At 70.5% G+C, this 12,344-nt stretch carries 10 protein-coding genes; 4 read left to right on the top strand and 6 right to left on the bottom strand.

What is annotated here, in order from left to right; all coding sequences use genetic code 11:
• Positions 1-209: 209 nt before the first annotated feature.
• Complete coding sequence (locus tag CKO28_RS24825) at positions 210-935, top strand: MlaC/ttg2D family ABC transporter substrate-binding protein (protein ID WP_200343627.1); 726 nt, start codon at positions 210-212, stop codon at positions 933-935.
• Positions 936-1,159: 224 nt separating this feature from the next.
• Here CKO28_RS24825 and CKO28_RS24830 read toward each other — a convergent pair whose 3' ends face one another.
• Positions 1,160-2,494 (bottom strand): S41 family peptidase, encoded by a 1,335-nt coding sequence (locus CKO28_RS24830; RefSeq protein ID WP_200343629.1) that lies wholly within the window; start codon positions 2,492-2,494, stop codon positions 1,160-1,162.
• 330 nt (positions 2,495-2,824) lie between these two features.
• Between CKO28_RS24830 and CKO28_RS24835 the strand changes: the two genes are divergently transcribed.
• From CKO28_RS24835 to CKO28_RS24845, 3 genes are all read left to right on the top strand, one after another.
• Positions 2,825-3,163, top strand: a complete 339-nt coding sequence (locus CKO28_RS24835) for a hypothetical protein (RefSeq protein WP_200343631.1) — start codon at positions 2,825-2,827, stop codon at positions 3,161-3,163.
• A 95-nt stretch (positions 3,164-3,258) separates the two neighbouring features.
• Positions 3,259-4,038 (top strand): dienelactone hydrolase family protein, encoded by a 780-nt coding sequence (locus CKO28_RS24840; protein WP_200343633.1) that lies wholly within the window; start codon positions 3,259-3,261, stop codon positions 4,036-4,038.
• A gap of 240 nt (positions 4,039-4,278) precedes the next feature.
• The gene (locus tag CKO28_RS24845) at positions 4,279-4,905 is read left to right on the top strand and encodes a methyltransferase domain-containing protein (protein ID WP_200343635.1); all 627 of its coding nucleotides are present in this window, start codon (positions 4,279-4,281) and stop codon (positions 4,903-4,905) included.
• An 81-nt stretch (positions 4,906-4,986) separates the two neighbouring features.
• Here CKO28_RS24845 and CKO28_RS24850 read toward each other — a convergent pair whose 3' ends face one another.
• The 5 genes from CKO28_RS24850 to CKO28_RS24870 all read right to left on the bottom strand — a co-directional run bounded on the left by CKO28_RS24850 (position 4,987) and on the right by CKO28_RS24870 (position 12,238).
• Positions 4,987-5,595 carry a sarcosine oxidase subunit gamma family protein gene (locus CKO28_RS24850; protein WP_200343637.1) on the bottom strand — a complete coding sequence of 203 codons (609 nt, stop codon included), beginning with the start codon at positions 5,593-5,595 and terminating at the stop codon, positions 4,987-4,989.
• Entirely contained in the window at positions 5,588-8,545 is a 2,958-nt protein-coding gene (locus CKO28_RS24855) for a sarcosine oxidase subunit alpha family protein (protein WP_200343639.1), read from the bottom strand. The genes CKO28_RS24850 and CKO28_RS24855 overlap by 8 nt, the downstream gene beginning before the upstream one ends.
• Entirely contained in the window at positions 8,542-8,817 is a 276-nt protein-coding gene (locus CKO28_RS24860) for a sarcosine oxidase subunit delta (protein ID WP_200343641.1), read from the bottom strand. The genes CKO28_RS24855 and CKO28_RS24860 overlap by 4 nt, the downstream gene beginning before the upstream one ends.
• 11 nt (positions 8,818-8,828) lie before the next feature.
• A complete protein-coding gene (locus CKO28_RS24865; RefSeq protein ID WP_200343645.1) occupies positions 8,829-10,085 on the bottom strand; it encodes a sarcosine oxidase subunit beta family protein in 1,257 nt (418 codons plus the stop codon).
• Positions 10,086-10,819: 734 nt separating this feature from the next.
• Positions 10,820-12,238, bottom strand: coding sequence for an IS1380 family transposase (locus CKO28_RS24870; RefSeq protein WP_200343643.1), 1,419 nt, complete (start codon positions 12,236-12,238; stop codon positions 10,820-10,822).
• Positions 12,239-12,344: the final 106 nt, after the last annotated feature.

Here is a 12,344-nt window from a genome sequence, read left to right on the forward strand (position 1 = left end):
GCGGGGGCTGCCGCTGGCCGGGGTTCGACCCACCTGCTAGCGTAAGCCTAGGGCGCGGTCGCTGACGGTCGAACCGCCCGCCAGCGTCATTGCCGCCCAACCCTCATCACCCCAGAGCAGGCACCCCGCGGAAGATCCACGCGGCTTTCGCGATCCTGCCCGAGCCGCTTATGGCACCCTCCCACCTCATCACACAGGATAGTCCAGCCATGACCAGCCTGAACGGCGAACCCCGGATCCCGGGCGTTCGGCGGCGGAACCTGATGCGCGGCCTGACCGCCGGCCTCGCCGCCCTGCTGCTCGCAGTCGCCGCGCCCGCGACCGCACAGAACGATGGCGGGCGGAGCGATGGCGGGCGGAGCGACCGGGCGCTGGCCGAGCGCGCCGCGACCTACATCACCGAGCTGTCGCGCAACGCGATCGAGCAACTCAGCCCGGACGACATTAGCGCGGCCGAGCGCGCCGAGCGGGCCCGCAAGATCCTGGAGGAGAACTTCGCCGGGCACGACCTGGCGCGGTTCGTGCTGGGCCGGTACTGGCGGGTGGCAAGCCCGCAGCAGCGCGAGCGCTTCATAACCCTGCTGCGCGAGGTCGCGCTGACCCGATTCCTGCCAACCTTCCAGAATCTGTCGATGGATCAGGTGACGATCGAACGCGCGATCGCCGATCCGCAGGCCACGGGCATGGCGCGTGTGATCACCCGGGTTGACGTGCCCGACCGGGCCCCGGTCGAGCTGGCCTGGCGCGTGCGGCCGACCGACGACGGCGGCTTCCAGATCGTCGACATCATGGCCGAGGGAGTGTCGATGGCGATCACCTTGCGCAGCGAGTATTCCAGCGTGATCGAGCAGAACGGCGGGCGGGTCGAAGCGCTCCTGACCCGTCTGGAAAACCGCCTGCGGTCCGACAGCGCACCCGATTGGGCAAAGAACTAGAGCAAGATGCTGAAAGGTGAAGCCACCTTTCAGCTGAATCTTGCTCTCCCTTCAAGCCGTTAGAGCAAAATTCACGATGAAGGTCGACTAGGCTTTCGTCGATTTTGCTCCGGCGGACTTTTGTCTCCGCGCGCACGGGCCAGGCACACCGAGGACACAGAACAACGGGCCCGCGGCTGGCGACGACCCCGCGGGCCCGTTTGCGTGCGACCTTTGCGGGCGCCTCAGCCTTCCTGGCGGTTCATCAGGGCGATCCCGCGCAGCAGCGTGACGGCGCGGTTCAGCTGGTAGTCCTGGGCCAGCCGCTCGGTTGCGCCCTTGCCCTTGCCATCGCCACCGCCATCGTCGGCCTGGGAGGCTTGCGGCTGGCTGTCCTGCGGGCTGTCGCCGCCGCCCTCGCCTTCGCGCTCAAGGGCGCCGCGCAGGTCCTGTTCGCGCAGGCTGCGGTTCGCCTCCCGCCGGTTGATCTCGGCCTGGGCGACCTTGATGTCCGGGACGATGCCCTGCGCCTGGATGCTGTCGCCGCTGGGCGTGTAGTAGCGCGCGGTGGTCAGGCGCAGCGCGCCGCCGCTCTCCAGCGGCTTGACTGTCTGGATCGAGCCCTTTCCGAAGCTGCGGGTGCCCATGATGATCGCCCGGTCGTGGTCGCGCAGCGCGCCGGCGACGATCTCGCTCGCCGAGGCGGAGCCGGCGTTGATCAGCACCACGATCGGAACGTCGCCGACCTGCCGGCCGGGCTGCGTGGTGTAGCTCTTGGACACGCTGCCGCCGCGCCCGCGGGCGGAGACCACTTCCTTGTCGTCCAGGAACACGTCGGAGACCTTGATCGCTTGTTGCAGCAGGCCGCCCGGGTTGTTGCGCAGGTCGATCACCAGCCCCCGCATCTCGCCGTCGATCTTGTTGCTGCGCAGATTTTCGATCGCATTGGAGACGGCCGAGCCCGCCTGCTTGTTGAAGCGGGTGATCCGCAGGTAGCCGATCTGCTGAAATGCCTGCGTGCGCACGGGCTCGATCGTGACGTTCTCGCGCTCGAGCGTGACCTGGAACGGCTCCTCGCCATCGCGCCGCAGGGTGATGGTGATCTCGGTGCCCGGCTCGCCCCGCATCATCTCGACCGCCTTACCCAGTTCAAGCTGCTGGGTCGGCGTGCCATTGATGCCGACGATCAGGTCGCCAGCCTGGATGTCGCTGGCGGCGGCCGGCGTGCCCTCGATCGGCGCGATGATCTCGATGAAGCCGTCTTCCTGTTCCGTCACCCGCATGCCCAGGCCGCCGTACTCGCCCTGGGTGTTCACCTGCATGGCTTGGTATTCCTCGGGATTGAGGTAGTCGGAGTGCGGGTCCAGATCGGATACCATGCCGTCGATCGCCGAGCGGATCAGCTGCTCGCGCGGGACATCCTCGACATAGGTGCTCTCCACCTGCTCCATCACGTCCTGCAGGTCTTCCAGGCTCATGCCGTTGCCGGCGCTCTGGCTGAACGCGGTGCGGGTCACCGGCAGGCTGGTGATGGCGGCGCCCATGACGAAAGCCGCCGACAGGGCGAGGATCGCGCGCATCGCGGGTCTCCCAGGGGTTGTTGCGGGGCTGGCGTCCGAACGCGTGGCCGGCCGGCGATCGATCGGGCCGGGCGGGCGCGGCAGGACACGCAAGCCGGCACATGGTTAATGCCGGTGCTGTCGATGTAAATTTCCGGGCAGCCGGGGACAAGCCGTGATCCGTACGCGGCCGTCAGCGTATAGTGCGCGTCGCGCCCCGCGCGCCAACGATACCCGCGGTCGAATCCCGTACAAAAGCGCCGACCGGGTGAGAGCGCCGCCGGGGCGGTGCGCGCGATGACTTCCCGACCCCTATGGCCTCCCGAACCCTAAAGAAAGCGTCCCCCGCGTATGACCCTCCTCCGATCCATCAAGCGCGGCGTGTCGCATGCCCTGCAGCACGCCGTGCAGGCCGAGCGGCGGGTCCGCCGGGGCCGCTCGCCCTGGGCGCGCCGGGGGCTTGCGCTCGGCTTCATTGCCGGCAGCCTGCTGTGGTTCCTGCCGGTGCTGGGGCTGTGGATGCTGCCGGTTGGCCTGGCCCTGCTGTCCGACGACGTCGGCTGGATGCGCCGGCTGCGCCGGCGCTTGCACGCCCGCCTGCTCGCCTGGTCGCGCGACCGGCAGCCGCGCCGGCGCCGGCCGTTGCTGCGCCGGCGGCTGCCCACGCGCCGGCGGGAAACGGTCAATTGATGGCCGACGCGTTGCCCGGGACGCCGATGGCGCCCACCCTCGACACCGCGCCGGCATCACCGGCGCCCACAGGCATCCACGGGAGGCACGACGTCATGCAGTTCACATCCAAGGTCGCCACGACGGTGCCCGCGCTTGCGGCGCTGGCCCTGCTTGCGGGCCCGGCGCAGGCGGACATCGTCGGCGAACCGGTGACCTACGAGGTCAACGGCGAGACCTACCAGGGCTATTACGCCCGCAACACCGCGCTGGGCGACAACCAGCCCACCGTGATGATCATCCACGACTGGGACGGCCTGGGCGACTACGAACGCCGGCGCGCGCAGATGCTGGCGGAGCAGGGCTACGCCGCGTTCGCCGCCGACCTGTACGGCCAGGGCGTGCGCCCGGACACGCTGGCGGGCAAGAAGCGCGAAAGCGGCGCCCTCTATCAGGACCGGGAGGCGATGCGCGCACGCATGCAGGGCGCGCTCGACCAGCTCGGGGAGCTGGACGGCGCCAGCGCCGACGAGGTGGTCGCGATCGGCTACTGCTTCGGCGGCTCCGCGGTGCTTGAACTGGCGCGCTCGGGCGCGGAGTTGGACGGTTTCGTGCCGTTCCACGGCGGCCTCGGCACGCCCCAGGGGCAGGACTACGCCGACGTCCGGGCCCCGCTGTTGATCCTGCACGGGACCCAGGACAGCGTCTCCGGCCTCGACGCCGTCGCCGACCTGACCGAACAGCTGGATGCGGCCGGCGCCGACTACCGCGTCGAGCTCTACGGCGGCGCCCGCCACGCCTTCACCGTCTGGAGCAGCGAGGACCGCTACCATCCCGAGGCGGACCTGCGCTCCTGGGCGGCGCTGCAAGGGTTCTTGGCGCGCGAACTGAAGTAGAGCCGGCTGTTTGGCTGTTTAGAGCAAAATCGATGAAGGTCGAGTCGAGCTTGATCTTGCTCTAGCAGGAGATCCCGGAGAGGCCCGCTCCCCTGAGGGGAGATGAGGGGACAGGTGAGGGTGCGACTCCCACCTATCCGCCGTGGAGTCCCCTTCACCCTGCCACGCGCCTTCGGCTCGGGGGCCCCGCCCTCTCCCCTCGGGGGAAGGGGATTTTGCAACGCCTGGAGAGTTCGACCTGTGCTGCAGAACGCCCAGCGGCTGAACGCGGTGATGGCGGTGCTGCGGGCCGCCGGGAGTAAGCGGGTACTCGACCTCGGCTGCGGGCCGGGGCCGCTGCTGCTGCGGCTCGCGCAGGCGGACTGGGCGCACCAAGTCGTCGGGCTGGATGTCGACGCCGGCGAGCTGCGCGCGGCGCGCGCCGCGCTTGGGGAACCGGGCGCGGACGATGGTGGGCGCGTGCGCCTGGTCCAGGGCGACCTGCTGCGCCCGGACCGGAAGTTCGCCGGCTTCGACGCGGCGGCGCTCGTCGAGACCATCGAGCACATCGACCCGGCGCGGCTATCGGCGCTGGAACACGGTGTGTTCGCCGTGCTGCGCCCGGGGCTGGTGGTCGTGACCACGCCCAACGCCGACTACAACCCGCTGTACGGTCGCGCCGACGGCCGGTTCCGCCATCCGGGTCACCGGTTCGAATGGTCGCGCGCCCAAATGCGCGCCTGGGCCGGGCGCGTGGCCGCCGCGCACGGCTATGCCGCCAGCCTGCACGACATCGGCCCGGCGCACCCGCGTCTGGGCACCTCCAGCCAGATGGCCGTTTTCCGCCGGCCGGCCGCCGACGGGGCGCCGCCGGTCAAGCTGCCGTAGGCCCTCGAGTGGGTCGCGCAGATAACCGGCGCTTCAGCGGGGTCCCTCGCCTCCCCGTGGAGGTAAAGGGGGGCTGCCGCGTCAGCCGTTCCGGTAGCCGTATTCGAGCGCCATTTCCTGCAGGAATTCCAGCGTGTCCTGCGCGAACGCGCGGCCGACCAGCAGCAGCACGGTTTGCGGCGCGATGCGCCAGAGGGTGACCGGCTGGTGGTCGATGCCGGTCGCGGCCGTGCGGTCGGTTTCCAGCGCGTGCAGGTCCACGGGCGTGCCCTTGGCGAGCAGGGCATCCAGCTTGGGCCCGCCGACCTGCAGGGCAAACAGGCCGCTCGACTGATCCACCAGCGCCACGCCGCGGGCCCGCGGGTCGCCGCCGAACGGGTCGGCGAGCGTGCGGTGCAGCTCGCCCGGCGCCCACGGGGCGATCGCGATCCAGCGGTCGAGGGCGCTCCAGATCACCGAGACCTCGCCGCTGCGCGCCGCTTGGCCGACCGGCGGCAGCGCAAACCCGGCGCCCTCCAGCGCCTGCCGGGCGGCGGCCTGCTTGTCGGGCCGCACCTGGATGGTCACCAGCGACAGGTCCCGGCGGTCGCGGAACACCACGCCGGGACCGCCGGGGCCGACGGCGCCGACGTCGCCGGGGGTGAGCGCGCGGGCGAGCGGGGAGACGGGGGCTAGGGTCAGGTCAGCCACGTTGGCGCGTCCCTTCCGGATCGTAGAAGTGCGGCGAGACCACCTCGACCTGGACGTCGTGGCCGCGCACCAGGTCGACCGCGCGTACCACCTCGCCCATCCGCTCGCCGCCGTTCTTCAGGAAGCCGAGGGCGATGTGCCGGCCGAAGGTTGGGCTCCAGGTCGCCGAGGAGACCCAGCCCTCATCAAAGTCGATCGTGGTCTGGGTGCCGGTGGGCAGCAGGTGACTGCCCGCGCGGATCCGCTCGTCGCCGTCCGCGCACTGCAGGCCGACCAGGCGCGGGCGGCTCGGGTCCGCCATGCCCGGGCGCTGGGCGAGCACGCGGCCGATAAAGTCCTTCTTCGAGCTCATCAGCCCGGCCATGCCGAGGTCCGCGGCGGTGGTCCGGCCGTCCAGCTCGCCGGCGGTCACGTGGCCCTTCTCGATCCGCATGACGTCGAGCGCCTCCAGGCCGTAGGGGATCGCGCCCAGATCCTCGCCCAGCTCCAGCAGCTTGTCGGCGAGCGCCGGGCCGTAGTCGGCGGGGACGTTCACCTCGTAGGCGAGCTCGCCGGAGAAGGAGATCCGGAACAGCCGCAGCGGCACCCCGCCCGCAAGCGCGTACCGTCCCACCCCCATGAACGGGAACGCCGCGTTCGACAGGTCGACGCCGGGCAGCAGCCGCTGCAAGAGCGCCCGGCTGTTCGGCCCCGCGACCGCCAGGCCGGCCCACTGGTCGGTGACCGACTGCACCTGCACGTCGAGCTCGGGCCACAGCGCCTGCAGGCACCACTCCAGATGGCTCATCACCTTGGGCGCCTGCCCGGTCGTGGTGGTCATGTGGTAGTGGCCCTCGGCCAGGCAGCTGGTGGTGCCGTCGTCCATGACGTGGCCGTCCTCGCGCAGCATCAGGCCGTAGCGCGCGCGCCCGACGGCCAGGCGCTTCCAGCCGTTGGTGTAGACCCGGTTCAGCAGCTCCGGGGCATCCGGGCCCTGGATGTCGATCTTGCCCAGGGTGGAGACGTCGCAGATGCCCACATGGGTTCGGGTCTGCGTGGTCTCCCGGAACGCCGCCTCGCGCAGGCTCTCGCCCGCTTGCGGAAACGCCCGGCTGCGCTGCCACAGGCCGGCCTCGGCGAAGATCGCGCCGCGGTCGGCCGCCCAGTCGTGCAGCGGCGAGCGGCGCAGCGGCATGAAGGTCCGCTGGCGCTTGCGCCCGGCGAGCGCGCCCACGCTGACCGGCGTGTAGGGCGGGCGGAAGGTGGTCGTGCCGACCTCGGCCACGCTGAGGCCGCGCGCCTCCGCCATCACCGCCATGCCGTTGACGTTGCCGAAGCGCCCCTGGTCGGTCGCCATGCCGAGCGTGGTGTAGCGTTTCATGTGCTCGACCGAGCGGTAGCCCTCCCGGTGCGCCAGCTTGACGTCGGCGACGGTGACGTCGTGCTGCGGGTCCAGGAAGGTGTGGCTGTCGCGGCCGCCCACGTACCACAGCGCTTCCCCGCGCCCGGCGGGCGGGTCCTCCGGCACCGGCAGGTCGAGCTCGGGCACCGGCTTGCCGAGCGCGCGGATCGCCTCGACGGCGGCGTGGGCGCCGTCCTGGATCGCCTCCGCCGTGGTGAAACGCCCGGCGCAGGCGCCGACGCTGCTTTCGTTCTGCCTGGGCTGGCCGGGCACGAAGCAGTCGCGGATCGAGTCCCATCTTGGCCTGGCGCCGGTCTGGCTGTGCAGGTTGACGACCGGGTTCCAGCCGCCGGCGACCGCGACCAGGTCGCAGGGCAGCCGCGTGCCGTCGTCCAGCGTCACCGCCGACACCCGGTGCCGGCCCTTGCTGCCCACGATCGTGCGCCCGCGGTGGAGTGTCACCTCCAGCCCGGTCAGCGCGCGCGGCAGCTCCGCGTCGGCGCGGCTGTCGACCAGGGTCACGGCGATGCCGGCCTGGCTCAGGTCGCGGGCGGTGGAGAAGCCGTCGTCGTTGTTGGCGAACACGACCGCGCGCGTGCCAGTGCGCACCGCCCAGCGGTTCAGGTAGGCGCGCACGGCGGACGCCAGCATGATCCCCGGCCGGTCGTTGTCGGGGAACGGGATCGGGCGTTCCAGCGCGCCGGCGGCGAGCGTGACCCGCCCGGCCTCGATCCGCCAATAGCGCTCGCGCGCGCCGTGCTCGGCCGTGGGCAGGCGCTCCACGGCGCCCAGGATGTTGTGGTCGTAGTAGCCGAACACGCTGGTGCGCGGCATCACCTCGACGGTGTCGAGCCGCGCCAGCTCGCCCGCGACCCGGTCGACCCACAGGCTGGCGGGTTCGCCGTCGATGGTGCTGCGCTCGGTGAGCAGGCTGCCGCCCAGCTCGCTGTCCTGGTCGGCCAGGATCACGTGCAGGCCGGCGCGCCCGGCCCACAGCGCCGCGGTCAGGCCGGCGGGGCCGGCGCCCACCACCAGCAGGTCGCAGTGCTTGAAGCCGCGCTCGTAGCGGTCCGGGTCCGGGGCCGTGGTCGCCCGACCCAGGCCGGCGGCGCGGCGGATCGCGGGCTCGTAGAGCTTCTCCCAGAACGCGGCAGGCCACATGAAGGTCTTGTAGTAGAAGCCGGCCGGGAACATCGGCTTCAGCAGGCCGGAGGCCGCCTGCAGATCGTATTTCAGCGACGGCCAGCGGTTCTGGCTCTCCGCGACCAGCCCGTCGGTCAGCTCGACCAGCGTGGCCGGCAGGTTGGGGGTGAGCCGGTCGCCGGTGCCGAGCCGCATCAGCGCGTTCGGCTCGTTCTCGCGGTGGCCGACGAGGCCGCGCGGGCGGTGCACCTTGAAGCTGCGCCCGGCCAGGTGGATGCCGTTGGCGAGCAGCGCGGAGGCGAGCGTGTCGCCGGCGAAGCCGGTCAGCGTGCGCCCGTCGAAGGTGAAGGTGAGCGGGCGCGACCGGTCGATCCGGCCGCCTTGGGTCAGCCGCGGGGCGGTTTCGGTGTCGCTCAGATCCCTCATGCCTGGCCGCCCTCGGCCGCGTCGCGCGCCAGTTCGCTGCCGTGCACGGCATGGGTGGCGGTGTCGCGGTCGACCACGATCCAGGCGCGGCAGCCGCCGGTGTGCTGCCACTGCTCCTTGATCCGGCCGCGCTCGTCGTCGCGGAAGAACAGGTAGTCGACCCAGGCGCCCTGGTCGCTGGAGTCCATCGGCGGGCGCACCGGGCGCGCGTCGCCGCGGTAGGTGAACTCCTCGCTCGGCCGGGCGCCGCAGACGGGGCAGGGGATACGCATGGCGTTTGACTTTAGTGGAGGTTCGGTTGGGCGCCGGTGCCGGCTTCGTCCAGCTCGCGGCCGGTCATGAAGCGGTCCAGGCGCAGATCGGCGCCGATCGGGTGGGGTTGGTCGCGCGCGATCGTGTGGGCGAAACACCAGCCGGAGCCCGGCGTGGCCTTGAAGCCGCCATAGCACCAGCCGCCGTTGAGGTAGAGTCCGGGCACGTGCGTGGTCGATATGATCGGGCTGCCGTCCATGGTCATGTCCATCACGCCGCCCCAGTGGCGCAGCAGGCGCAGCCGGCCGATGCAGGGCATCAGCGACATCGCCGCCTCCGCCGTGTGCTCGACCATCGGCAGGTTGCCGCGGGCGGTGTAGGAGTTGTAGCCATCCAGCGAGGAGCCGAACACCAGCCCGCCCTTGTCGGACTGGCTGATGTAGAAGTGCCCGGCGGCGAACGTCACCACCTGGTCCAGGATCGGCTTCAGCCCCTCGGTCACGAACGCCTGCAGCAGGTGCGTCTCGATCGGCAGGCGCAGGCCGGCCATCTGCGCGACCTGGCTGGTGTGCCCGGCGACCGCCAGGCCGACCTTGCCGGTCTTGATCCGGCCCTTGGTGGTGTCGACCCCGGTGATCCGGCCCTGCGGGTCGCGCTCGATCGCGGTCACCTCGCAGTTCTGGATGATGTCGACGCCCAGCCGGTCGGCCGCGCGGGCGTAGCCCCAGGCGACGCCGTCGTGCCGGGCCGTCCCGCCGCGCTTGTGCATCAGCCCGCCGCGCACCGGAAAGCGCGCGCTGTCCAGGTCCAGCATCGGGACCTCAGCCGCGATCTTCTCCGGGCTCCAGATCTCCGCGTCGTCGCCGTGCAGGCGCATGGCGTTGGCGCGCCGGGCGAACATGTCGACCTGCCCGTCGGTGTGGGCGAGGTTGAGCACGCCGCGCTGGGACATCATCAGGTTGAAGTTGAGTTCCTGCTCCAGCCCTTCCCAAAGCGCCAGCGACTTGGAATAGAACCGCTGGTTGCCGGGCAGCATGTAGTTGGCGCGCACGATGGTCGTGTTGCGCCCGACGTTGCCGCCGCCGAGGTAGCCCTTCTCCACGACGGCGACGTTGGTGATGCCGTGCTCCTTGGCGAGGTAGTAGGCGGTCGCCAGCCCGTGGCCGCCGCCGCCCACGATGACGACGTCGTAGCGCTGCTTCGGCGCCGGGTCCCGCCAGGCGGGCCGCCAGCCGGTGTGGCCGCGCAGCGTCTCGCGCAGCAGCTGGAAAACCGAGTATTGGGACATCATGACCGTCCAAGTGGCTTGTCAGCGCTAAGCTATCACCGCGCACGCCCGCCCTTAGCGCCGATCCGACACCCGCTGGCCGCGATCCGACGTGCCGGCGGTTTGCGCGCATCGCCGCAGCCTAAAGCATGACCGGCGGCGATGGCAGTGTCTTGCGGTTGTGAATCGGAAATTCTTCGGTAACTGGCCGAGAAGATAGGCAATACCTTTCCAAGAAACCGTGCGACAGCGGTGCCTCAGAAAGAAACTCAATCAGTTTATTTAGAACAGTTATGACTTCGTTCTGACCGCGTGCCAGGCGTCGCGCAGTGGGGTGCCGCCTGCGCGGTGAACCCACCTGACGGCCCATCGCGCGCGGCAGGCCGCACTCCCCCTCTCCCTTGAGGGGAGAGGGAGGGGCCCGCGGACCGCAGGTCCGTGGAAGGGTGAGGGTGGGACTCCTCAATGTACGCCGGGGAGGTCCACCCTCACCTGTCCTCTCCCCTCAACCTGCTTAATTCAGTGCCGCGGTCCAGCGATGTGCGGCGCATAGCCGTAGAATAGCGTCGCGATTCCGCGTCGAGGCGGCTTCAAACAGCACGAGTCCGGGTTTGGCTGGATGCGAACGGCGCGGGAGGGCCGGGTCGGCATGACACGGGTAACGAGTCCCGGGCGGCTTGGTTCCTTGGCCGGCCGCCTCGGGCGGTCGACGGGTCGAGCTTGGCTGGCGTTGGCGGGATCGCGCGGCATGTGCGTCAGGGCGGGACCCAGCGCCAGCGGTACAGGCGGTGGATGATCTGGGCCCACAGATCGGCGAAGCTGTTCTCGATGATGACCTTCAGCTGTCGGCTGCCGGTCACCACGCGCGTGCCGCTGACGAGCACCGCCCGGCGGAGCCAGTGCAGGCTGATGCCCTCGCCGCGGGCGGCCTCCAGGGCGGTCCGGGCGATGTGGAGCACCTGGTAGGCGAGCTGGTGGAGGAGCAAAAGCACCTCGTTGCGGGCGAACGCCTTGCTGGATAGTTGACCGGCCCGGGTGACCGGCCGCTGGGCGTAGCAGCTCTTCGGCCGGTTGGTGGCGGAGAGGGCCGGGCGGCAGACCTCCTTCAACTCACCCATATGCGATTCCGCGTTGCCGCGTTGACGGTAGGCCTCCAGCACCTGCTCGGCCGTCATCCGCTCGGGCCCGATGCTGGTGACCAGGTAGAAGTGGTCCAGCCCGTCATCCTCGGGGCGCTCTTTCAGAACCAGGACAACCCGGCGCGGCCGTGACCAGGACCCGGCCTGGTAAGGCAGGTCCACACACCATCGCCGGGGCTCCTTCGGCGGGCGGCCGCGCGGGCGTTTGCGCTGCGGGGCGCTCTCCCGGTCCAGCTTGGTGTTCGCCTTCAAGCGCGCGATGTACGGCGTCCCGTTCGCTTCCAGGGTCGCGAACAGCGCCTCGCTGGAAAACCCGGCGTCCAGGCGCACCAAGGCGATCTCGCACAGATGGCGCTCGGCGCGTTCGACGACATCCAGGATGAACTGTTTGGCGCTGCCCGCACTGCCGGCGTTGCCTGGGCGCATCAGCCCGCCCAGCATACTTCCCAACTCGGCGCTGCTGGCGACCAGCGGGTCGTAGCACCGGCAACCGTGGTGACCGTTCCACGCGCTGCCGGGTTGATGGCCCTCGACCGGAAACGCCAGGCCATCGACGTCGATCGTGAGTTCCCGCTGGCGGTGGCCCTTGCGTTGAGCCTTGAACCCGGTGCCGGCCAGCGCGGTCAACGCCTCGCCCAAGATCTCGCGGTTCTCGTCCCGGGCCAGGATGTCAACGCCCCGGGACAACGTCGGCTGCGATGGCAGACCCCGGTCGGCGGCCGTCGGCCCGCGTGTCTCCGTCGCCGCCAAGCCCAGCGCCGGCGCGTGGCGGAGCCGGTTGGCGTCCTGCTCGTGCCGCCAGCCCTGAGCGATCAGCAAGATGTGGGTGCAGATCAACTCCGCGATCGGATACCAGATCGCCTCCTGCCGGCGTGGATCGTGGACTTTGTCCGCAAAGAAACGCCGGAGCCCGGTCAGCTCCATGATCTCGCGCAGCAGGATGGCCCCGGGATCGCTGCCCAGGCGCTCGTCCCGGCCCTCGACTTCGATCGACCGGTTGAAAGACGGCGTCAGAACCCTGTTAGACTCACTCATGGCGTGAACCTCGGGTGTTTATCTCCGACATCGCTAAAGCCCCGGTAACAAGGGCTTCCGAGGTCACGCCACCCTTCTGTACTGCCCCGGCGGTGAATTACCCGGG

Origin of the sequence: Rhodovibrio sodomensis (assembly GCF_016583645.1) — a bacterium.
Lineage (GTDB): Bacteria > Pseudomonadota > Alphaproteobacteria > Kiloniellales > Rhodovibrionaceae > Rhodovibrio > Rhodovibrio sodomensis.

What these genes read in the sequence shown, in the direction of transcription:
- CKO28_RS24830 (WP_200343629.1), bottom strand. Translation starts at nt 2,494, where the DNA reads ATGCGCGCGATCCTCGCCCTGTCGGCGGCTTTCGTCATGGGCGCCGCC.
- CKO28_RS24860 (WP_200343641.1), bottom strand. Translation starts at nt 8,817, where the DNA reads ATGCGTATCCCCTGCCCCGTCTGCGGCGCCCGGCCGAGCGAGGAGTTC.
- CKO28_RS24855 (WP_200343639.1), bottom strand. Translation starts at nt 8,545, where the DNA reads ATGAGGGATCTGAGCGACACCGAAACCGCCCCGCGGCTGACCCAAGGC.
- CKO28_RS24870 (WP_200343643.1), bottom strand. Translation starts at nt 12,238, where the DNA reads ATGAGTGAGTCTAACAGGGTTCTGACGCCGTCTTTCAACCGGTCGATC.
- CKO28_RS24840 (WP_200343633.1), top strand. Translation starts at nt 3,259, where the DNA reads ATGCAGTTCACATCCAAGGTCGCCACGACGGTGCCCGCGCTTGCGGCG.
- CKO28_RS24825 (WP_200343627.1), top strand. Translation starts at nt 210, where the DNA reads ATGACCAGCCTGAACGGCGAACCCCGGATCCCGGGCGTTCGGCGGCGG.
- CKO28_RS24835 (WP_200343631.1), top strand. Translation starts at nt 2,825, where the DNA reads ATGACCCTCCTCCGATCCATCAAGCGCGGCGTGTCGCATGCCCTGCAG.
- CKO28_RS24865 (WP_200343645.1), bottom strand. Translation starts at nt 10,085, where the DNA reads ATGTCCCAATACTCGGTTTTCCAGCTGCTGCGCGAGACGCTGCGCGGC.